The organism is Vibrio sp. 10N.247.310.17, from assembly GCF_041466605.1.
Classification (GTDB): Bacteria; Pseudomonadota; Gammaproteobacteria; order Enterobacterales; family Vibrionaceae; genus Vibrio; species Vibrio tasmaniensis_A.
This window is the reverse complement of record NZ_JBFSTC010000002.1, coordinates 90761-110059: the sequence shown is the minus strand read 5'-3', so window position 1 is coordinate 110059 and position 19299 is coordinate 90761. Positions and strand designations below refer to the sequence as shown.

The following is a 19299-nucleotide window of genomic DNA, read 5'->3' as shown; positions in this document are numbered from 1 at the left end:
CTATCTCGCGTGAAGTTGATGGGCTAATCGGTTAATTGATGTGTTCAAAGAACCATCGATGACGGTTTCGCCCGCCTTGATTACGATCCCGCCAACCAGCGAGTCATCAATAACCTGTTCCATTTCAACCTGACGTTCTAATTTCTTCTCAAGTGCAGCAGTGAGTGATGTAACTTGATCTTGTGTAAGCAATTCTGAACTGGTGACAGTGACAGGGATTACACGTTCATGTTCGTCCTTTAGGTCGCTGAACAAGTTAAACAAGTCTCTGATCACTGCAAGACGGCCATTCTCAGCCAAGACTTTAATGAGATTAATGACGTGGTCATCAACGAGTCCTTGGCAAACGTGAATGATGAGATTGACCAGTTCTTCAGATTGCTGTGTATGAACACCTTCTGCTGATGAAATCTGTTTAGCGATCGTTTCTTCTTCCGCTACCGTCACAAGAATGGACAGCATTGAGTGCCACTCTTGTAACTTGTTTTCACCTAAAGCAAAGTCGAACGATGCTTTAGCATAGGGATGAGCAATATTGGTGTAATCTGACATATTGCCTCCGTTTAGAGTTCGCTTATCATTTGATCAACTAACGCTCGGTTCGTTTCAGAATCTAGGTTTTTGCTAATCAATTTCTGTGCACTTTGAATAACAGCATCTGCCATATCCGCCTGAAGTTCACGGCGTAACTTTTGACGTTCGCCTTCTAGCTCAGCTCTACCTTGTTCTAAGATGCGTGCCTTTTCTTGCTCACCTTCTTGGTGAGCTAAGGTGATGATTTCGTTGCGGCGTTTTTTGCCTTGCTCAATCAGTTCGGTCACATTTTTTTTCGCATCTGCGACGAGTTGTGCGCCATTTGATTTTGCTAGTTCTAGCTCTTTCGCTGCATTCTCTGAGTGGCGTAAACCATCAGCGATTTCTTTTTGGCGCTCGTCTAACATCGCGGTGAGAGGGGGCCATACATATTTCATGCATAGCCAAACAAAAATCACGAATGAGATTGCTTGACCAAACATGCTGGCATTTAAGTTCATACCTTCCTCACTAAATCTTGATTATTTACAAATCGATCTTTTCAAAGCTTTTAATTAAGCCACGGCAAAGATGATGTATAGACCGATACCAACACCGATCATCGGTACAGCATCTACAAGGCCCATCATGATGAAGAATTGAGTACGAAGCATTGGAGTAAGGTCTGGTTGACGAGCAACACCTTCAAGGTATTTACCTGCTAAGTTACCAATACCAGATGCTGCACCCGCTGCACCTAAACCGATCAGTAATGCACCTGCTACATATAAAACTGCGCTTACGATATCCATTTGTATCTCCGATAAATAATTTGTTAGTTAATTTTTAGTTATTAATTAATGGTGTTCTTCTGTTGCCATTGCTAAATAAACAACGGTCAGTACCATAAATATAAATGCTTGCAAGAATACGATTAATATGTGGAATAAGGCCCATGGAACACTAAGTGCCCATTGCATCCACCAAGGCATTAGTGCGATAAGGATGAATATCATCTCGCCTGCATAAATATTTCCGAATAATCGTAAGCCTAGTGATATTGGCTTTGAAATTAATGTTATTAATTCAAGAACGAAGTTAACAGGATATAAAAGAGGGTTATCAAATGGCTGAGTAGTGAGCTCTTTGATAAAGCCTTTCAAACCTTTATTTTTTAACGTATAAGTTAACAGTAGAATAAACACACCGAGTGCCATCGACATTGGGACATTTACATCCGCTGTCGGTAGATCTCTAAAGTGTTCTAAACCCATTACACGAGTTAACCCTGGTATTAAATCAATTGGTAATAGGTCGACTGCATTCATTAACAACACCCAAACAAAAGTGGTTAATGCCAGTGGCCCTATTAATTTATCCTCCGCTTGAAAAATCTCTTTGACTAGGTTGTTAACGAAATCAAAGATAAGCTCGATAAAACATTGAAAACGACCTGGAACACCGCTAGTGCCCTTGGTCACTACATATCGAAAAGCTCCAATAAACAATAAACCCGTAATCCAAGATACCAACATTGAGTCAATGTTGAACGCCCAGAAACCATCACCTGTAGTTAAGAAGGTTAAGTGATGCTCTATGTATTCGTGAGCGGTAGTGACTTGATCCATACTACACGTACTCCGATCTTGTAGAGGCAGTAATAAATGGTGTTAAGAAGTACCCAATCATTGTGAAAATGTACGCGTATAATATTACTGGGTTATCCAATTTAAAAAACTGGAATGCCAAGATAAACATTAAGAACGTATAGGTTATTTTCACGACACGACTCATTTGCATTAAGTCACGTAAACTATAATTAGGATTCTTGTGCACCTTTAGGCTTGCATATATAAAACCAAACAGCGGTGGTAACATCGCGATTACGACACCCAAAGCTGAAGACTCCATATCTACTTTATTACCAAAAAACACTTCATATAAAACTACACCGACGGCTAATACTATTTGGCAGAGAATAACTCTTTTAGCAGCAACAAGGATGTCGCTACTTATCCCATTAAGCCTCATAATAAAACCCTATATTTAACAGTGTAAGTCAATATAAAACACAGTTTGAATATGTTTTGTTACTAGCACTTACTTGTTAATAGCAATTTGACTTGTTAATAAACCTTTACTTGTTAACAAAAAAATAATCTTTCTGGCTTTATATCTCCTGACGAAATTAAACGATAAAAACTAATTCGCTATCGTTTCGACAAAATATAAACTACGCCTAAAATTATGTGATCAAAACGACAAAAAGCGACATCAATAATTCCATTTTTGAAATAAATGTTTTTCATTTATGAAAGTAATAGTTGAATAACTTTATTCATGAAAATTTTAAATGCTTTATTTTCAGCGAAAAGGGGCGTTTTTGTGCAAAAGTTTTAGATAGCAATTTGGCAAGTTATGATCTTATCAATTACGTATATTCAAACACTTAGCGTCATTTATAAGTTGATTATTGCGTGCAAATTTACAAGTGGATAAAGCCAGTTTTAATCAGCGATGAAAGCCTTCGTGCATTGAGTGATTTATCTGTACGGCGTTCTCTATCTGGAAGTGATTATTTTTCAAAATAGTTTGTCACGACTTCATTCTTAACGTCTTTCTGGCGATTCGAAACGGAAAAATAGGCGTTTAAGATGAATATGATGGAAGAAATTCAGCTCCTCACGTGGATGTAAGGAGCTGAAGATAGGGCAAAAATCTGAAGGTTAGGGCACTAAGCCCAAGATAGAAAGGTCAAAAGTCTGGAGATTCGAGCTGGAATTTCTTGATGTGTTGCTCTAACAACCGCTTTTTAAGCAAACAAACTCAATCATGTCCCTCTATTCGTCTTCATAACTTAGATATTGAATACATAAGTCATGAAAAGCCTGCGCTTGTGGCGAGATCGTACGATCAGACAATCTGAAAATGCCAATTTGACGCTGTAAGGGCGGGTCAATCAACGGAATCCACACCAAGCGGGTTTCATTGGTTGGGAAAGCCAGTTTAGGCAGCGTGGTCACGCCTATCCCGAGCTCTAACACCGAAAACAACGAAGTAATGTTCTCGACTGAATACAAAGCTTGTTCGCTGAGCATTCGTGCAGGTGTTGGGTCAAGTAGGGTACAAGTCCCGTTACGAATGAAGGGTTGTTTTAACAAAGTTTGCCATTCTATTCCCTCTCGTTGAGAGGCAATGGGGTTGTCCTTGAGGCAGACCACACCAATAGGGTCGGAGAGTAAAGGCGTGAAGTCGATGCTCTCTTCTTCTAAATGGGAGCTATTTCCGAGGGCAACATCCACCTCTCCAGAGAGTAATCTCGCTTCCACACCCGCCGCGTTATCATCAATCAAGCTTACCTCAACATTCGGGTACTGCTCACAAAAAGCCCCTAAAACACTAGGGATTAATTTTGCCGCTACTGATGGCACGCTTGCTATTCGAACTCTTCCTTGTTGTCCTGCCGCGGCTGCGCGTAGGTCATTGTCTAATGCTTTGTAAACATTTAGGAATTGAATAATTTTTGGCAGGCATATTTCCCCGAAAGGTGTCAGGGTTGATTTGTTGCCTGTTTCAAACAGTGGCTGACCAAGTATTTTTTCTAGCTCTTTTATCGACGTAGAAAGCGCCGCTTGCGACCGATTTGCGCGGTGAGATGCTGCTCGAAATCCGCCTTCTTCGACCACTAAAACAAAATGTTTTAACTGTTGTAGCTTAATACTCATGGCACTGATCCTTCTCTAGCCCTTGCTATACCTTACTTTTCGCAAGGTGATAGATTTTATTTATCAAATGCACAAAATTTACCGTTAGATTTATCAGTCGTCAAGGCGCAGTATTTAACCATCTTGAAACATAGTTGTTACAAAGTTGGATGGAATCGTGAACGCACAAACTAAAAAACACCCAGTAAAAACTGAGCTTTTCGCTTCAAAAGCACCACTAGAGTGGGCAATCGTTAATAACGGCACTCTATACACAGCGCAGATTCCAATTGATGAAACTGGCGCAGTAGTAGAAGGCGGTATCGAAGCGCAAACGCGTCAGACTTTTAACAACCTTGTTCATACGTTGGAGTGTGCAGGCGAATCTATGGATTCAGTGCTGCAAGTTCTGATTTACGTGACAGACCGTGAATATCTAAAAACGGTCAACAGCGTATACGGAGAATACTTCAATGCACCTTATCCAAACCGTGCTGCGGTCGTCGTTGCAGGGTTAGCAAGAGAAGAAATGTTGGTTGAGTTCGTGGTTTACGCATCGGCGTCTCAACCTGAATAATTCGACTGTGAACTAAGGCTATTTGCGGATCAAAACTCTTTTAAATTGAAGTGGTTTATTGATACAAGCGACTTGGTTCACTTTAGAAACAAAATATACATCTTATTTTAGCAATTAATTACCTGAATATTAACAGTTTATTAATTAACCAGATGGTTGCCAGACTCAACCGCAACCTAACCGTTACAAGGACAGAATGATGACTCAATTACAGAATGTTCAAGCAGAAAACGCACTTTACATTGGCGGCGAATGGCAAGCGGGTGTAAGCACCGTTGCGAACATTAACCCATCAGATATTTCTGAAAACATCGGTAACTTCGCACAAGCAAGTGCTGACCAAGTTCAACAAGCGATTTCAGCGGCGAAGAACGCTCAACCAGAGTGGGAAAAAACGCCTATTGAACGTAAGCAAGCAGTACTTCAAGCAATCGGTGATGAGCTGATTGCACGTTGTGATGAGCTAGGTACGTTACTTTCTCGTGAAGAAGGTAAGCCTTTTGCTGAAGGTCGTGGCGAAATTTACCGTGCAGGTCAGTTCTTCCAGTACTTTGCGGCTGAAGTGCTTCGTCAAATTGGCGACAACGCAGAATCAGTACGCCCAGGCGTTTCTGTAGAAGTGACTCGTGAAGCGGTGGGTGTTATCGGCATCATCTCTCCTTGGAACTTCCCAACGGCAACAGCAGCTTGGAAAATCGCTCCAGCATTGGCTTTCGGTAACAGCGTTATCTGGAAACCAGCAAACCTAACACCAGCAAGTGCGGTTGCGTTAACTGAGATTATCCACCGCCAAGGCATGCCAGCAGGCACGTTTAACCTTGTTCTAGGTAGTGGTTCGAAAGTAGGTGATGCACTGATCAACTCTAAAGAAGTGAACGGTGTGAGCTTTACTGGTTCTGTTGATACAGGTCGTAAGGTTGCGGCTGCTACAGCGCCAAACTTCGTTCGTTGCCAACTAGAAATGGGCAGTAAGAACGCACTTGTGGTTGCTGATGATGCGGATATCCAAACAGCTGTTGATGCGACTATCGCAGGTTCGTTCTCTGGCGCGGGTCAAAAATGTACAGCATCTTCTCGCCTAGTGGTTATGGATGGCATTCACGACCAATACGTTGAAGCACTGATCAAACGTATGAGCGAGCTTAAAGTGGGTCACGCACTAGAAGACGGCGTATTCATGGGCCCTGTTGTCGATGGTAACCAACTTGAAGCAAACCTTGGTTGGGTTGAGAAAGCACGTCAAAGCGGCGGTGAGCTAGCATTTGGTGGCGAACGCCTAAGCATGAAACACGAAGGTTTCTACATGTCTCCAACGCTGTTCTTGAATACTAAGAACGATTGGGAAGTGAACCAAGAAGAAGTGTTTGCACCAATGGCAAGCGTGATTCGTGTAGCCGACTTAGAAGAAGCTATCGCGACAACAAACGATACTCGCTTTGGTCTAACGGGCGGCATCATTACTCAAAGCCTACGTACTAGCGCAATGTTCAAGCAACAAGCGCAAACAGGTTGTGTGATGGTGAACCTACCAACAGCAGGCACCGACTACCACGTACCGTTTGGTGGTCGTAAAGAGTCTAGCTTCGGTCCTCGTGAGCAAGGTCAGTACGCGAAAGAGTTCTACACAGTCGTGAAGACGGCTTACCAGCGTCCTTACTAATCAACTTTCTATATAAGAATTGGATAGCTGAAGATATTAAGTCTCTAGCTATCCAGCTATCGAATTGGCCTGATTCACAGAGTCAGGCCAACATCCCAACCAAAGCAGCAAACGAAATTAGACAAGTGATTTAACCCATTTTTGAAAACATGTTATTTGAGCGTGTTTTCAAAACCGAGCTAGAACACTGAGCTTTCAATAGGAGTGGTTATGTACCAGCAACGGATTGTTATAGATGGATTGCAATACTGCAATTGGAACAGAGAATATTTCCAAACACTAAAGGCGAGCGGCATTACAGCAGTTCACGCTACCGCGGTTTACCACGAGACAGCTCGTGAAACCTTATCTCGCTTTGCAGAATGGAACTTAAGATTCGAGCAGAATGCAGACATTATCATGCCGATTCATTCAATGGCTGATGTTGAAACTGCAAAAGCGACCGGCAAAGTCGGCATTTTCCTTGGTGCTCAAAACTGTTCTCCAATCGACGATGAGATTGGTCTTATCGAAGTGATGCGCAAGCAAGGTCTTTTGATCATGCAGCTTACTTACAACAACCAGAGCTTATTGGCGACGGGTTGTTACGAGAAGAACGACACTGGTATCACGCGCTTTGGTAAGCAAGCTATCGAAGAGATGAACCGAGTGGGCATGATCATCGATATGTCTCACAGTGCGGAGCGTTCAACGCTTGAAGCGATTGACCTGTCTTCTCGTCCTATTTGTATCAGCCACGCGAACCCAACGTTTGCTCATGATGCACTACGAAACAAATCAAACGATGTGATTAAAGCCCTAACCGAACGCGGTGGCTTAATTGGATTCAGCTTGTACCCATTCCACCTACCAAATGGCAGCCAATGTACGTTGGAAGATTTCTGCCAAATGGTTGCGACGACCGCTGACATGGTTGGCGTAGAACACCTAGGTATTGGTAGTGACCTATGCTTAAACCAACCTCAAGCCGTTCTTGAATGGATGAGAAATGGTCGTTGGTCTAAAGCAATGGACTACGGTGAAGGCTCTGCGAACAACTCAGGTTGGCCAGATGCGTTGCCTTGGTTCTGTGGTAGTGCGGGTATGGAAAATATTTATAACGGATTGATGCGTCATGGTTTCAGCGAGTCTGAAGCTGGGCAAGTCTTGGGAGAAAACTGGTTTAACTTCTTGAAAGATGGCCTAGAGCCTCAAAGTAAGGGTTAAGTGCTTTCTCACTAGTAATCATCGAATTAGCAGCCTTCTAATTAACCTTCATTTAGAAGTGCTGTTGTTACCAATTTAACTATTCAAAAGGAACAACGGTCTATTTCGCAACGCGGTAACCCAAACATGGATTAGCCTGCCCAACACAAAAAACAATAGGGCAGGTGTTAAATACACCTCTTGTAGTCATCATTAAAATGACAGCTGCAAAGAAACCTCTGGAGTCAGAGTATGTCTGATTTAACCAATAGCGTGAAATCTTCAAACGTAAATGCGGGTCAAGCACACACAGCAAGCAACAAAACGAGTAACACAAACCAGTCTGAATCGACTTCAGACAAATTAGGACTTACCAACCCAGCATTATGGTACAGCGGCGGTTTTATCGCTCTGTTCGTGGCGCTTGCTTTATTTGATGGCGAGCTGCTATCAAGCTTAGTAAATACAGGCTTTGCTTGGTCGGTAAAAGTGTTCGGCCCTTATTGGCAAATGCTTCTTCTTCTGACTTTTCTTATTGGTCTTGGCCTGGCGGCAGGGCGAACAGGCAAGGTTATCCTAGGCGGCATCGCGAAACCTGAAATGGATGGCTTCCGTTGGATGGCAATCATCTTCTGTACGCTACTTGCGGGCGGTGGTGTATTTTGGGCGGCAGCAGAGCCTATCGCACACTACGTTAACCCACCACCGTTGTATGGTGCACAAGAAAACGCACAGCAAGGCGCAGTGAATGCTTTATCACAATCATTCATGCACTGGGGTTTCCTAGCATGGGCTATTGTGGGCAGCTTAACGTCTATCGTGGTTATGCACCTTCACTACGACAAAGGCTTGCCTCTTAAACCTCGTATTTTGCTTTACCCAGTTTTGGGCGAAAGAGCACTGAAAGGCCATACCGGCGCACTGATTGATGCATGTTGTATTGTCGCTGTAGCGGCGGGTACTATCGGTCCGATTGGCTTCTTGGGCTTGCAAGTCAGCTACGCTCTGAATGAACTGTTTGGTATTCCAGATGGCTTCACAACTCAGCTAATCATTATCTTGTTCGCTATCGTGCTTTACACATTGTCGGCATTAAGTGGTCTCAACCGCGGAATGCAAATGCTAAGTCGTTACAACGTAATTTTAGCAATGGCATTGATGATTTACATCCTTATCTTCGGTCCAACGAACTTCATCTTCAATGGCTACATTCAAGGTGTAGGCAGCATGATAGATAACTTCATCCCAATGGCAACATACCGTGGTGATGAAGGTTGGTTAAGCTGGTGGACAGTGTTCTTCTGGGGTTGGTTCTTAGGTTACGGTCCAATGATGGCAATCTTTATCGCTCGTATTTCACGCGGTCGTAGTATTCGCCAATTGGTATCAACCATTAGCCTTATCGCACCGTTTGTAACTTGTTTCTGGTTCACGATTGTTGGTGGCTCTGGTCTTGCGTTCGAAATTGCGGACCCAGGCAGCGTAAGTAAAGCGTTCGAAGGCTTCAACTTACCAGGCGCGCTACTGGCGGTAACTCAGCAGTTACCTATGCCGATGCTTATTTCTATTCTGTTCTTGATCTTAACCACGATCTTCATCGTAACGACCGGTGACTCGATGACTTACACCATTAGTGTGGTAGTCAGTGGTGAGACTGAGCCTAACGCAATTATTCGTACCTTCTGGGGTGTGATGATGGGGGTAACAGCGTTGATTCTGATTTCCCTAGGTTCTGGCGGCATTTCAGCGCTGCAATCGTTCATCGTAATCACAGCGGTACCAGTGTCCATAATCTTACTGCCATCGCTCTGGAATGCGCCTCAAATCGCAATCAAGATGGCAAAAGAACAGGGTTTGTAGAAGAGCCGAGTTTATAAAAGAGCAGGGTCTGTAAAGAAAAGAGCCTGCAGAGAAAACGCTCTCTAAAAATGAAAGAGAAACAAGGTGTCAGCCTTTGAAAGAAGGCTGACACAAGATTCCGAAAGGAAGAGGAAACCCGTACTGGTGAAGATACACCGGGCGGCACGTATTTAGGTCAATCGATCTAGTCAGGACAAATAATAAGGGGTGAGTTCACTTACCCCAAATAACGTGAAAGCTAACCAACACACTGTAAAAACGAATGCTTCAAATGATGGCAACGATCGGTTCTGAATGGCTAGCAAAATCCTATAACTATAAGGTGGTGAGCAAAATGGATGCACATCGTTCTACCTACACTGAATCAGCACTACGTGACGCGACTGTCGTCATGGCACCGGAAAGGCTAGGTGCAATGCACCAAACACGTATCAGCTTCGTTAGAACTCTGATTCGTAAAATGGCTCAGCAAGAATGGAAAGTGACGAAACATGAATGGCAATTAGACGCTCAAGGTTTTGGTCATGTTATCTATAAGCTTGCGACGCCAAACCATGTTTATCATTTGGTTGTTTTTTGCGATGAAATTGCAGATGACGAACGAAATGACCGTGTAATTGCTGAAAAGTGGGACGTAACGTTTGCGCTTGTTCTTGGTGATGTTGATGTCGCCCTACTTGAAAGACTTCGTGCGAATGTACCGCTTCAAGAAGCTGGCCGTAATCCAAATAACGTACTTGTGTTGGCGCGTGCAAACAAAAGCGTACGTGTGTTTGAACATATCGTTAGTCACTTGGCTAAAGGTGTTCAACCAACGCCGAAAGAACTGGCTGAAGTGGGTTACATCCTGCGAACGACAGCGGTATACGGTAATGGCAAATTTGGTATTGCTGACTTTAAAATCTTAGAGAAAAATGAAGATTTTAATCAGTCGTTTAGTGCGCAAATGTGTGCGGTGTATATGCTGCGTGAGTTCAGCTTAGACTGGGTTCATTACCTAGCCGAACAACAGGGCGGTGAACAAGCGATTACCTTGCATCGAGGATTACAACGTTACCTTGGTGTTGGTAATGCAACTGGTTTAGGCATGGCGCCATACCTTATTAACCACCCTAGTATTGTCGATCAGTGGATGACGACCCGTGAACATGCATTGGCGGACGTGTTGTCCAGTGAGACTGATACGGCGTTGATCGAGCCACTACGTACCTTAGTTAAAAAAGCGATTTGTCATTTAGAACAAGTCGTTACCATCAATGAAACACAGCAAGAGCTGAACAAAGCTGCTGTTGATGATTTGAAGCACACAGAACAATCATTAGAAGCTTCTGTCAGCCTGTGCGATACATGGTCGCAGTTAGTCGAGCAATCTAAGCAAATGAGTATGGAAGCCCAAGAAATCCTTATCTCATGTTTGATGGAATTGTACCCAGAATTAGTGGACGCCCATCAAGAGCAAATGAATTGCAGCGAAACACTGTCGCTTCCTAGCGGCAAAAAGATTCAAGATCTTCTTGTTGTACTAGAAGAGAAGTATCGCTGGGCGATCGCGACCGACTTTACAAAAGCAGAAAATAACTACTGGTTCTGGTATCGCTCTCAAGACAAAGAAGAGCCAAGACTCGGTGTTCGAGGCGAGGAACTCGGCGAAGAGCGTGAACTGCCGTTGGATATCGGCCGTCAAGCTTACCGCTTGTACCATGCTTTATTGCAATTCGCGCCAGAGCTTTCATTGGCAGAGTTTCTTGTTAAGCAGCCGCAGCATCGTGCCATTGCGCGGCGTGTATGGACGCTAGGTAACAAGGCGATGGGCGACATTCAAATGAATGTGCTACATCAAGACTCACCACCAATGCACTTGCTGCGTTGCAAGCTAGCAATGTTTGGTGCGACTAAGTTTGATCCTCGCTCAGACCGTTGGGTACGAGTGACGTTTTTCCAAGGTGCACCACTGCTTGATGAAATTCATCAGGACGAATGGGTGTTCCCAATCTTACCAAGTGAAGCGGAGATGGCTGACTCAAATAAAGTTCCTACACATATCAACGCTCAACATGGAGGTAAATCGTTATGATCGTTTCTCACAATGAACTGGTAGCGGCCGTTAATAAAGCCTTTTTGGGTATGCGTCGTACATGTGGTGAAGCCGATGTGATAGCGAACATGGTGGCAGATTTACAAATGGTTGGCTTGGATGGTGTTCGTCATTTTAACAACGCGAGCAACTTTATGGGGCTAGAAGACGATTGCCCTGTAGACATCCAAGTGACAAGCGACAACACAGTTGAAGTGGACCTGCACAAGGCGAGCTTAGCGTGTCATCTTCCTGTGGTTATGGATTACGCCATTGAGAAAATGGTCGGCAAAAAGACACTGAAAATCGAGCTAAACAACTGCCATAACCGTTGGTTAGCGTACAGTGAGCTTGTGAAACTGGCAGCGAAAGGCATCGCGTGTACCGCACGTTGGGATAATGGCTCAAACCCTAAGAGCACCTTGTATGTGCTTAACCGTGGTTGCGTTGCTCCAGAACTGTTTTTATCAGATTCGCCACTGACATCGGACGAACATATCCACAATATGACCATCGAACTTTCCGTCCAGGATTTCGATATCGAACGTTTGTCAGATGGCTACCAAACACACATTGAGTCGGAAGCGCTTTTCAAAACTCAAGAGAAAGCGTGGAACGATGGCATTGAAGTTGATGAGGCAGAGTGGGGCGCGTTGAAAGAAACCGCAACGGCCATTCTTGTTGAAAGCAGCCAACGTTCGATTCAAGGTGCAGGGGAGCTAACGACTTCATAATTTGGTGCTTAGTGCTTAGTGCTTAGTGCTTAGTGCATTGATAGCATTATTGATAACACACGCTACAACAGATAAAACCAAAGAGCTTAACGTATCCTCACCTCGTTAAGCTCTTTTTATTTGTGTTCTACTTTTGTTCTTCCTCTCAATAGATCACACCTTAAAATCTCTGTTTTGACACAAGTTGTTACGCGTTGAAGGTAAACTAAGCAATTAGATGAAGCACCTTCACAATCATGTTAAACAAACGGTTTCATTTACAAGCTAGTATGCGTATCTTGCTAAGGAAGGTGCCAAAGGGCGCCGTTTTTATTCGTACCGATGACTTTAGAATCAGATAAAAAAGGAATGAAGCGTGCAAGCTAACTTTATTGATGGAACCACCCTGTATCGTCAGCACTCATTTGAGTTGCCACTCGATTACCAAGCAAAAGATGGACAACAGATCCAAGTCTTCGCACGTGAGCTGGTTGATCTCGCTAAAGATGCGCAAGAGCTGCCGTGGTTGATCTACTTTCAGGGCGGCCCAGGCTTTCCATCTCCACGAGTGAGCGGTCAATCAGGTTGGCTAAAGCGTGCATTACAAAACTATCGTGTTCTGCTTCTTGACCAACGTGGTACAGGCAACAGCACGGTGATCAGCCATGAAACGTTGGCCCATCTGTCTCCAGAACAACAAGTTGAGTACTTAACGCATTTCAGAGCGGATAACATCGTTCGTGACGCTGAAGCGATTCGTGAACAGTTTGGTATTAAGCAATGGTCGACGATTGGTCAAAGCTTTGGTGGCTTCTGTACACTGAGCTATTTGTCGCTGTTCCCACAGAGCTTGCAGCGTTGTTATGTGACTGGCGGCATTCCTTCTATTGAACGCGAAGCTGACGATGTTTATCGTGCGACTTACAAGCGTGTAGAAGACAAAAACAGAGCCTTCTTTGCTCAATTCCCACAAGCACAAGCGATGTGTCGCGAGATCTCTGATTACCTGCTTAACAATGATGTGAGACTGCCAAACGGTCAGGTGTTTACAGTTGAACAGTTCCAGCTAATAGGTATTAATCTTGGTGGCGGCGAAGCAAACCTTCCAATGTATTTCACACTGGAGAGTGCGTTTGTTGAAGTGAACGGAAGCAAGCAGTTGAGCTACAGCTTCTTAAATCAAATGCAGCAAGAGCAGGGCTACCTAACGAACCCAATCTACGCTATTTTGCATGAATCGATTTACTGCCAAGGTGCAGCGTCTAACTGGTCTGCACACCGAGTACGCGAGCAGTACCCACACTTTAACTATCAATCGGGTAGCGAGTTCTGGTTTACCGGAGAAATGGTGTACCCATGGATGTTCGACCAACTAGAAACGCTTAAGCCATTACGTGAAGCGGCAAATATGTTGGCCGAGAAGTCGGACTGGGGCGCTTTGTACAACGCAGAGCAGCTGAGTAAGAATACGGTTCCAATGGCATGCGCAGTTTACGCTGACGATATGTACGTAGAGCTGGATTACAGCCGCGAAACACTGGCGAACATTCCAAACTCAAAAGCGTGGATTACCAACGAGTATGAGCACAATGGTTTGAGAATGGATGGTGAACGAATTGTCGATAAGTTAATGACGATGGTTGATGCGTTAGAGAACCTGCCAAAATAGTCAAACTCTCTGCGTAGGTTATCTACGTTAGAAGCTATCGATGTTAGAAGCTCTCTACGTTAGAGACAAGATACGCTAGAAACAAGAAAACGCTGCATCCGTGCAGCGTTTTTTTATGTCATCAAACTCTGTTTTACTCAGTATCGTATTGATTACTAAAGCGAGTAAAACAGAGAGTTTAAGAACCGGGAGGGATAGTTCCTAAACTCATTATGGTTGGATGACGATATCTTGATTTTCAGTAGTCGATAAGCTGGCGCGGTTCTGTTCGATAAGTTGAGCCGCATAAGAGGGAGTCACAGCTTGAACTTCGCCCTTGGAACGAATAGTTAGTGCTTCCCACGCATGATCACGGTATTTGCCTGTTTGTGTATATTCAATAAGTACTCTCATGATTCTTCAATCCGATGTGTGGTTAACGTGCTACTAACATTAGCGCCATTGTTGAGGTTGCACACCTGTTAAAAATGGAACATAAGATTAACCAAATGAGAATGCGTGTAACTTGAAAAACAGACCTTATTGAACTGATCTTAACTAACAGTATTTATCGTACCTAACTGCATTCATCGTAACCAACGGTACTTATCGTAAATGGCATCCATAAAAAACGCTGCACAGTGGCAGCGTTAAAGTTGAGAGCGGTTGAAGATTACTTAGCTGTTTTCTAAGCCAACAATCTTGCGTGCAGACATCACTGCGCTATCCAAATCGGTCAATCTACCAGCACTTGCTGGACCAAGAACTGATGAATACAAAGCCAACTGCTTCTCAAATGATAAATCTAATTGGTTATATAGATTTTGGCGGATTTGAGCGTGTTGCTGTGGCTTTGCGCTCGACAGACCTTCCAATGTATCGTAGATGAGTGTAGTTGTATCCATAACTGTCCTTAGTACATCTTTAGAAAATTTTGCATATTATGCACTTGGTGTCATCTTTGTTCTGCGAGATTGATCGCATTATGTGCAGCTCTGCTTAATTGTGTAATCAGTTAGTTATAATTGTGTTGTGGTCTCAATCGTTGAGAGTGTCAGTTTGATAACAATTAAAAGGAGACACGCTGGTCTCCTTTTAATTGATTAAGCCGTGATAGAAGTAACGTATTGTGGCTGCTTACCGAGTAAATTGAATACGTACAGAACCTAGCGAATGTTAATGTTCTTATCTCGACTTTCGTACATTTCAGGTGTGGTGTGTAACCCTCCAGCGTAACCTGCAGCTTCAAGAGTTTCTCTTACCTCTCGAACGTGTTCTGCCGTTACTGGTTCCTCTCTATCTCCAAGGTGCAATCGCACGAAGGTGATCAACTCAGCTAACCTTTGATCCGACAGCACATCTTCAAAGCTTGCCATTGGCATGAAGTTTCTGTCTTTGTCGAGATAGGTGGGTTGTAGTCCACGGACGGTTACCGCGATGGTGTTGAATGGATCGCTGTGCATGATTATGCCGTTATTCAACAGAGTAGGGGCGATAGGGTCACGTCCCTTACCATCGTCACCATGACAGGCTCCACATGTCTGGCGATACGTGGTGTAAATGTCAGTCGCGTAAGAGTCTTCATCAAACCCTTTGGGCTGCAACGGAACGGCGTCACTGCTGATGGTGTTGTTGATGTCACCACTGAGTAGGTAATAGGACATCGACTCGATATCTTCACGCGTCATCAAGCTTAGGCTGTTTTTTACTACGTCTGCCATGCCCGCAAAAGCAGTCCCTTTGTCTGAGTGACCCGTGTGTAAGAAATCGGTCAGTGTCGCTTCATCCCAACCATCGACATACAGCTCGTTGGCCGTGATATCGGGCGCATTCCAACCGTCAATCAAGTTACCTTGGAAAATACGTTCGGGTATCAGAGCTTGAGCAATGTTTCGAGGGGTATGGCACTCAGAGCAGTGTCCAAGACCAGCCACCCAATATTTCCCTTGTTGCCATTTCTCAACGTTTTCGACTTCCGATTTAAGTTCTTCAGGCACTTGATAGTCAATCGGGTCGGTATCCATGAACACAATGTTCCACCCGAGCAGACCTAGACGTATATTCGAGGGAAACATCATGCTGTTGTCGTCATTGCGGCGAGGCACCGCGGTGATTGACTGCATGTATTCCCACAAGTCGAGCATGTCTTGGTCGGTGAGGTATTGATAAGAGGTGTAAGGCATTGCAGGGTACAGGTAACCATTCTTACCTTTGCCTGCAACTAACGCGGCTCGGAAATTATCAAAATCGTAAGTACCAATACCTTCCGTTGTATGGGGTGTAATATTGGTTGAATATACGGTGCCGAAAGGGGTCACAAACGGCAGGCCGCCAGCAAAAGGTTCGCCACCTTCGGCACTATGACACGCGACACAGTCACCGGCATAAGCGAGGTATTCACCACGTTCAACAGACTGAGCTTCTATGTTCGCGAGTCTTTGCTGCTGCTCTGAGCCCGCATGTCGAATGTAAGCACCCAGTGCGAGTATCTCGTTTTCCGTAAGCTGTTTATCAAATGCAGGCATCAGGTTGTTCAAGCCTTTGTTGATAGTGTGCTGAATTTCTTCAATACTGCCGCCATGCAGCCAAATATCGTCGGAAAGATCAGGGACGCCGATCGCCGGATTCGCGATAGAACCATCGGCGTGACAAGATGAACAATATTTTGCAAACAGCTCTTTGCCGACTTTAACTTTTACTTCTGGAACATCGGTATGGCGTTGATTGAGCGAAGCTAAGTAGTAAGAAACCTTAGCCACTTCATCGGGGCGCATTATCTCGCTCCAACCCGGCATCGCGCCATTTCGCCCTTTGGCGATCGAATGAATGATCGCTTCATCACTACCACCATATAGCCATTCTTGGTCAATAAGGTTAGGGAAGTGTTTCTGACCTTGAGCGTTGTCGCGGTGACAAGCCGCGCAGTGAGTTTGGAACAAGATTTGTCCGCTGTTTACTATTTCGGGTATGCCAGACAATCCTTCGAGGGTGGTTTCCGTTGTTTGAGAGAATTGCTCGTTTAACGTTGTGCTGGGTGAGCTGAGTTTGTCGTCACTTTGCTTCCAATCGACTAACCCTTCCCATTCGCCAAGCCCGGGGTAGAGCACCAAATAACCAGCAGACAAAAGAAATGCGACCGCATAGCTTACAAACAACAGCTTAGGTGGAGGCGCATCTTTCTCTTCAATACCATCAAAGGTGCCAATGGTGTGGTCGTGATCGGCCTTGTGATTGCTACGCCAGTATTTAACGACAACAGACACCATCAGAATAAAGAATATTAAGGTTAAGAGTACCGCCCATAGATTCCAGAATGTGCTCATTGTGATACCTCCTGTGACGTATCTTTACCCAGGCTTTGTAAATAGCGAATCAGCGCTTCACCTTTGGTTTTGCCTCTTACTTGCAATCTGGCATCACCAATTTCTTGATCGGTATAAGGCACACCTAAGGTACGTAAAACCTCCATTTTGGCGCTGATATCATCGCCAGTAAGCGTCTGCTCAAACAGCCACGGGTAAGAGGGCATGATCGATGTAGGAACGACTTTTCTAGGATCAGTTAGGTGAATAACATGCCACTGGTCAGAATACTTTCTACCTAAGTTAGTGAGGTCAGGGCCGGTACGTTTAGAACCCCACAAGTTAGGAAATTCGTAAATATCGTCGGCTTCTTTATTCGGGCGACCATTACGTTTCACTTCTGGCTCTAGAGGGCGAACCATTTGGGTGTGACACACATGGCAACCTTCACTGATGTAGATGTCTCGCCCTGCCAACTCAATCGGTGTGAGTGGCATTGCTAAACTGCCTTTGGCAATATCGTCTCCGCGGACAATGCTTGGCACTACCCAAACCAACAAAGAGAAGGAGGCAACGACAACGGTGGTCAAAATTAAAATGACGATTGAATGTGTAAAGTCTTTACTCATCATTTAAGCCCCCTCATTAACGGTATGTTTAGCGTCGTGTACTACTGGCATACGAACCGTTTTGTACAAGTTGAATGCCATTAAAAACAGTCCAAGTACAAACAGCGCGCCACCAAAGAAACGCATGAATAGCCAAGGTGCTTTAAAGTCCATAGCCTCAACAAAACTGTAAATCAGTTCGCCATTTTCATTTTGAGCGAGCCACATATAACCCTCACCGATGCCTGCGATCCAAAGTGCTATCGCATAGATGGCGACGCCAGCATGAGCGAGCCAAAAGTGCCACTTAATCAGTCGTCGTGACCAAAGATCGGTTTGGCCCCATAAGCGTGGAATGAAATAGTAAAAAACCGCTATCCCTGACATTCCAACCCATCCAAGAGCTGCGGAATGTACGTGACCGATGATCCATTCGGTGTTGTGTGCCACCATGTTGAACCAGCGAATAGCGAGTAGGGGACCTTCGAATGTCGCCAAGCAGTAGTAAAGAATTGCTGAGAAAAAGAATAAAAGAATGTAGTCGGACTTCAGCTTTTCTTTGTTTTGTAGAAGGGTCATTGCGCTATTGAACGCACCAGCCCAAGAAGGGAGCCACAGGATCAAAGACATTACGATGCCGATGTTCTGAATCCAGATAGGAACGGAAGAGTAAACCAAATGGTGCGTTCCGGCCCACGTGTAAAAGCCGACCAAGCCCCAAAAATGGATCACAGACAAACGGTACGAGTAGATAGGTCGATCCGCCGCTTTAGGTATGAAATAGTAGTTCATACCAATCACACCAGCGGTCAGCAAGAAGCCGACGGCATTATGTCCCCACCACCATTGAACAATCGCATCTTGAGCGCCTGCAAACACAGAGTAGGACTTCATCGCCAACACAGGCATCGCGAGGTTGTTCACGATGAAAATCATTGCAACGACGATGATGAAAGCAGCAAAGAACCAGTTAGCCACGAAGATATGGCTGACCTTTCGTTTAGCAAGGGTGCCAAAGAACAACACCGCATACAGCACCCAAACCAACACAATCATCAAGTCGATTGGCCACTCAAGCTCCGCATACTCTTTTGAGCTGGTGTGGCCTGCGGGTAAGGAAATGACCGCAAGCAATAGAATAAATTGCCATCCCCAAAATACCATCCATGAAAGGCTTTTATTGAACAACTCACAATGGCCTGTTCGCTGGGCAATGTACAAAGATGTCCCCATCAAGATGTTCACGACGAACCCGTAAATCACCCCAGATGTATGTAGCGGGCGCAGTCGACCAAACTGGAAATATTGAGAATCGAAGTTTAAGACTGGCCAATACAATTGCGCGGCGAGAATCACCCCGATGATCATACCTACGATTGCCCACACTAAAGACGCGATGATGAAGTACTTAACGACCTTAATGTTGTATTGCGGTGTCACTTGTTCCATAACAAG

General features: G+C 44.5%; 18 protein-coding genes. 7 read left to right on the top strand and 11 right to left on the bottom strand.

Annotation, left to right across the window (positions count from 1 at the left end; all coding sequences use genetic code 11):
* The 6 genes from AB6D80_RS01220 to AB6D80_RS01195 all read right to left on the bottom strand — a co-directional run bounded on the left by AB6D80_RS01220 (position 1) and on the right by AB6D80_RS01195 (position 4238).
* On the bottom strand, positions 1-552 hold the full coding sequence (locus AB6D80_RS01220) for a F0F1 ATP synthase subunit delta (protein WP_009844933.1): 552 nt from the start codon (positions 550-552) through the stop codon (positions 1-3).
* A gap of 11 nt (positions 553-563) precedes the next feature.
* Positions 564-1034, bottom strand: a complete 471-nt coding sequence (locus tag AB6D80_RS01215; protein ID WP_004730401.1) for a F0F1 ATP synthase subunit B — start codon at positions 1032-1034, stop codon at positions 564-566.
* A 54-nt stretch (positions 1035-1088) separates the two neighbouring features.
* Positions 1089-1325, bottom strand: coding sequence for a F0F1 ATP synthase subunit C (atpE, locus tag AB6D80_RS01210; protein WP_004730405.1), 237 nt, complete (start codon positions 1323-1325; stop codon positions 1089-1091).
* 45 nt (positions 1326-1370) lie between these two features.
* Positions 1371-2141: a F0F1 ATP synthase subunit A gene (atpB, locus tag AB6D80_RS01205; RefSeq protein WP_372187572.1), complete on the bottom strand. Its 771-nt coding sequence runs from the start codon at positions 2139-2141 to the stop codon at positions 1371-1373.
* Between the two features lies 1 nt (position 2142).
* Positions 2143-2544 carry a hypothetical protein gene (locus AB6D80_RS01200; protein WP_017098977.1) on the bottom strand — a complete coding sequence of 134 codons (402 nt, stop codon included), beginning with the start codon at positions 2542-2544 and terminating at the stop codon, positions 2143-2145.
* An 809-nt stretch (positions 2545-3353) separates the two neighbouring features.
* Positions 3354-4238 carry a LysR family transcriptional regulator gene (locus AB6D80_RS01195; protein ID WP_017098976.1) on the bottom strand — a complete coding sequence of 295 codons (885 nt, stop codon included), beginning with the start codon at positions 4236-4238 and terminating at the stop codon, positions 3354-3356.
* 157 nt (positions 4239-4395) lie between these two features.
* Between AB6D80_RS01195 and AB6D80_RS01190 the strand changes: the two genes are divergently transcribed.
* The 7 genes from AB6D80_RS01190 to AB6D80_RS01160 all read left to right on the top strand — a co-directional run bounded on the left by AB6D80_RS01190 (position 4396) and on the right by AB6D80_RS01160 (position 13955).
* Complete coding sequence (locus AB6D80_RS01190) at positions 4396-4794, top strand: RidA family protein (protein ID WP_004730412.1); 399 nt, start codon at positions 4396-4398, stop codon at positions 4792-4794.
* Between the two features lie 199 nt (positions 4795-4993).
* The gene (locus AB6D80_RS01185; RefSeq protein WP_372181828.1) at positions 4994-6454 is read left to right on the top strand and encodes an aldehyde dehydrogenase family protein; all 1461 of its coding nucleotides are present in this window, start codon (positions 4994-4996) and stop codon (positions 6452-6454) included.
* Positions 6455-6664: 210 nt separating this feature from the next.
* Positions 6665-7660 (top strand): membrane dipeptidase, encoded by a 996-nt coding sequence (locus AB6D80_RS01180; protein ID WP_122047072.1) that lies wholly within the window; start codon positions 6665-6667, stop codon positions 7658-7660.
* 231 nt (positions 7661-7891) lie between these two features.
* On the top strand, positions 7892-9499 hold the full coding sequence (locus AB6D80_RS01175; protein WP_017098973.1) for a BCCT family transporter: 1608 nt from the start codon (positions 7892-7894) through the stop codon (positions 9497-9499).
* A 271-nt stretch (positions 9500-9770) separates the two neighbouring features.
* Positions 9771-11573, top strand: a complete 1803-nt coding sequence (locus tag AB6D80_RS01170; protein ID WP_372187570.1) for a hypothetical protein — start codon at positions 9771-9773, stop codon at positions 11571-11573.
* Positions 11570-12307: a DUF3726 domain-containing protein gene (locus tag AB6D80_RS01165; RefSeq protein WP_048608575.1), complete on the top strand. Its 738-nt coding sequence runs from the start codon at positions 11570-11572 to the stop codon at positions 12305-12307. The genes AB6D80_RS01170 and AB6D80_RS01165 overlap by 4 nt, the downstream gene beginning before the upstream one ends.
* A 355-nt stretch (positions 12308-12662) precedes the next feature.
* Positions 12663-13955, top strand: a complete 1293-nt coding sequence (locus AB6D80_RS01160) for an alpha/beta fold hydrolase (RefSeq protein ID WP_372065945.1) — start codon at positions 12663-12665, stop codon at positions 13953-13955.
* Between the two features lie 210 nt (positions 13956-14165).
* On the opposite strand, the gene AB6D80_RS01155 is transcribed toward AB6D80_RS01160, so the two are convergent.
* The 5 genes from AB6D80_RS01155 to ccoN all read right to left on the bottom strand — a co-directional run bounded on the left by AB6D80_RS01155 (position 14166) and on the right by ccoN (position 19293).
* A complete protein-coding gene (locus tag AB6D80_RS01155) occupies positions 14166-14348 on the bottom strand; it encodes a hypothetical protein (protein ID WP_017102586.1) in 183 nt (60 codons plus the stop codon).
* Positions 14349-14611: 263 nt separating this feature from the next.
* Complete coding sequence (locus tag AB6D80_RS01150) at positions 14612-14839, bottom strand: PAS factor family protein (RefSeq protein ID WP_004730426.1); 228 nt, start codon at positions 14837-14839, stop codon at positions 14612-14614.
* A 261-nt stretch (positions 14840-15100) separates the two neighbouring features.
* Positions 15101-17257 (bottom strand): c-type cytochrome, encoded by a 2157-nt coding sequence (locus AB6D80_RS01145; RefSeq protein WP_372065942.1) that lies wholly within the window; start codon positions 17255-17257, stop codon positions 15101-15103.
* Complete coding sequence (locus AB6D80_RS01140) at positions 17254-17868, bottom strand: cbb3-type cytochrome c oxidase subunit II (protein ID WP_004730430.1); 615 nt, start codon at positions 17866-17868, stop codon at positions 17254-17256. Before AB6D80_RS01140 ends, AB6D80_RS01145 begins: the two co-directional genes overlap by 4 nt.
* On the bottom strand, positions 17869-19293 hold the full coding sequence (gene ccoN / locus AB6D80_RS01135) for a cytochrome-c oxidase, cbb3-type subunit I (protein WP_017089926.1): 1425 nt from the start codon (positions 19291-19293) through the stop codon (positions 17869-17871). It abuts the gene before it with no gap.
* Positions 19294-19299 lie beyond the last annotated feature (6 nt).

Coding starts and splice junctions, on each gene's coding strand:
- AB6D80_RS01220 (WP_009844933.1), bottom strand. CDS start 552: ATGTCAGATTACACCAATATTGCTCATCCCTATGCTAAAGCATCGTTC.
- AB6D80_RS01215 (WP_004730401.1), bottom strand. CDS start 1,034: ATGAACTTAAATGCCAGCATGTTTGGTCAAGCAATCTCATTCGTGATT.
- atpE (WP_004730405.1), bottom strand. CDS start 1,325: ATGGATATCGTAAGCGCAGTTTTATATGTAGCAGGTGCATTACTGATC.
- atpB (WP_372187572.1), bottom strand. CDS start 2,141: ATGGATCAAGTCACTACCGCTCACGAATACATAGAGCATCACTTAACC.
- AB6D80_RS01200 (WP_017098977.1), bottom strand. CDS start 2,544: ATGAGGCTTAATGGGATAAGTAGCGACATCCTTGTTGCTGCTAAAAGA.
- AB6D80_RS01195 (WP_017098976.1), bottom strand. CDS start 4,238: ATGAGTATTAAGCTACAACAGTTAAAACATTTTGTTTTAGTGGTCGAA.
- AB6D80_RS01185 (WP_372181828.1), top strand. CDS start 4,994: ATGACTCAATTACAGAATGTTCAAGCAGAAAACGCACTTTACATTGGC.
- AB6D80_RS01180 (WP_122047072.1), top strand. CDS start 6,665: ATGTACCAGCAACGGATTGTTATAGATGGATTGCAATACTGCAATTGG.
- AB6D80_RS01175 (WP_017098973.1), top strand. CDS start 7,892: ATGTCTGATTTAACCAATAGCGTGAAATCTTCAAACGTAAATGCGGGT.
- AB6D80_RS01170 (WP_372187570.1), top strand. CDS start 9,771: ATGATGGCAACGATCGGTTCTGAATGGCTAGCAAAATCCTATAACTAT.
- AB6D80_RS01165 (WP_048608575.1), top strand. CDS start 11,570: ATGATCGTTTCTCACAATGAACTGGTAGCGGCCGTTAATAAAGCCTTT.
- AB6D80_RS01155 (WP_017102586.1), bottom strand. CDS start 14,348: ATGAGAGTACTTATTGAATATACACAAACAGGCAAATACCGTGATCAT.
- AB6D80_RS01150 (WP_004730426.1), bottom strand. CDS start 14,839: ATGGATACAACTACACTCATCTACGATACATTGGAAGGTCTGTCGAGC.
- AB6D80_RS01145 (WP_372065942.1), bottom strand. CDS start 17,257: ATGAGCACATTCTGGAATCTATGGGCGGTACTCTTAACCTTAATATTC.
- AB6D80_RS01140 (WP_004730430.1), bottom strand. CDS start 17,868: ATGATGAGTAAAGACTTTACACATTCAATCGTCATTTTAATTTTGACC.
- ccoN (WP_017089926.1), bottom strand. CDS start 19,293: ATGGAACAAGTGACACCGCAATACAACATTAAGGTCGTTAAGTACTTC.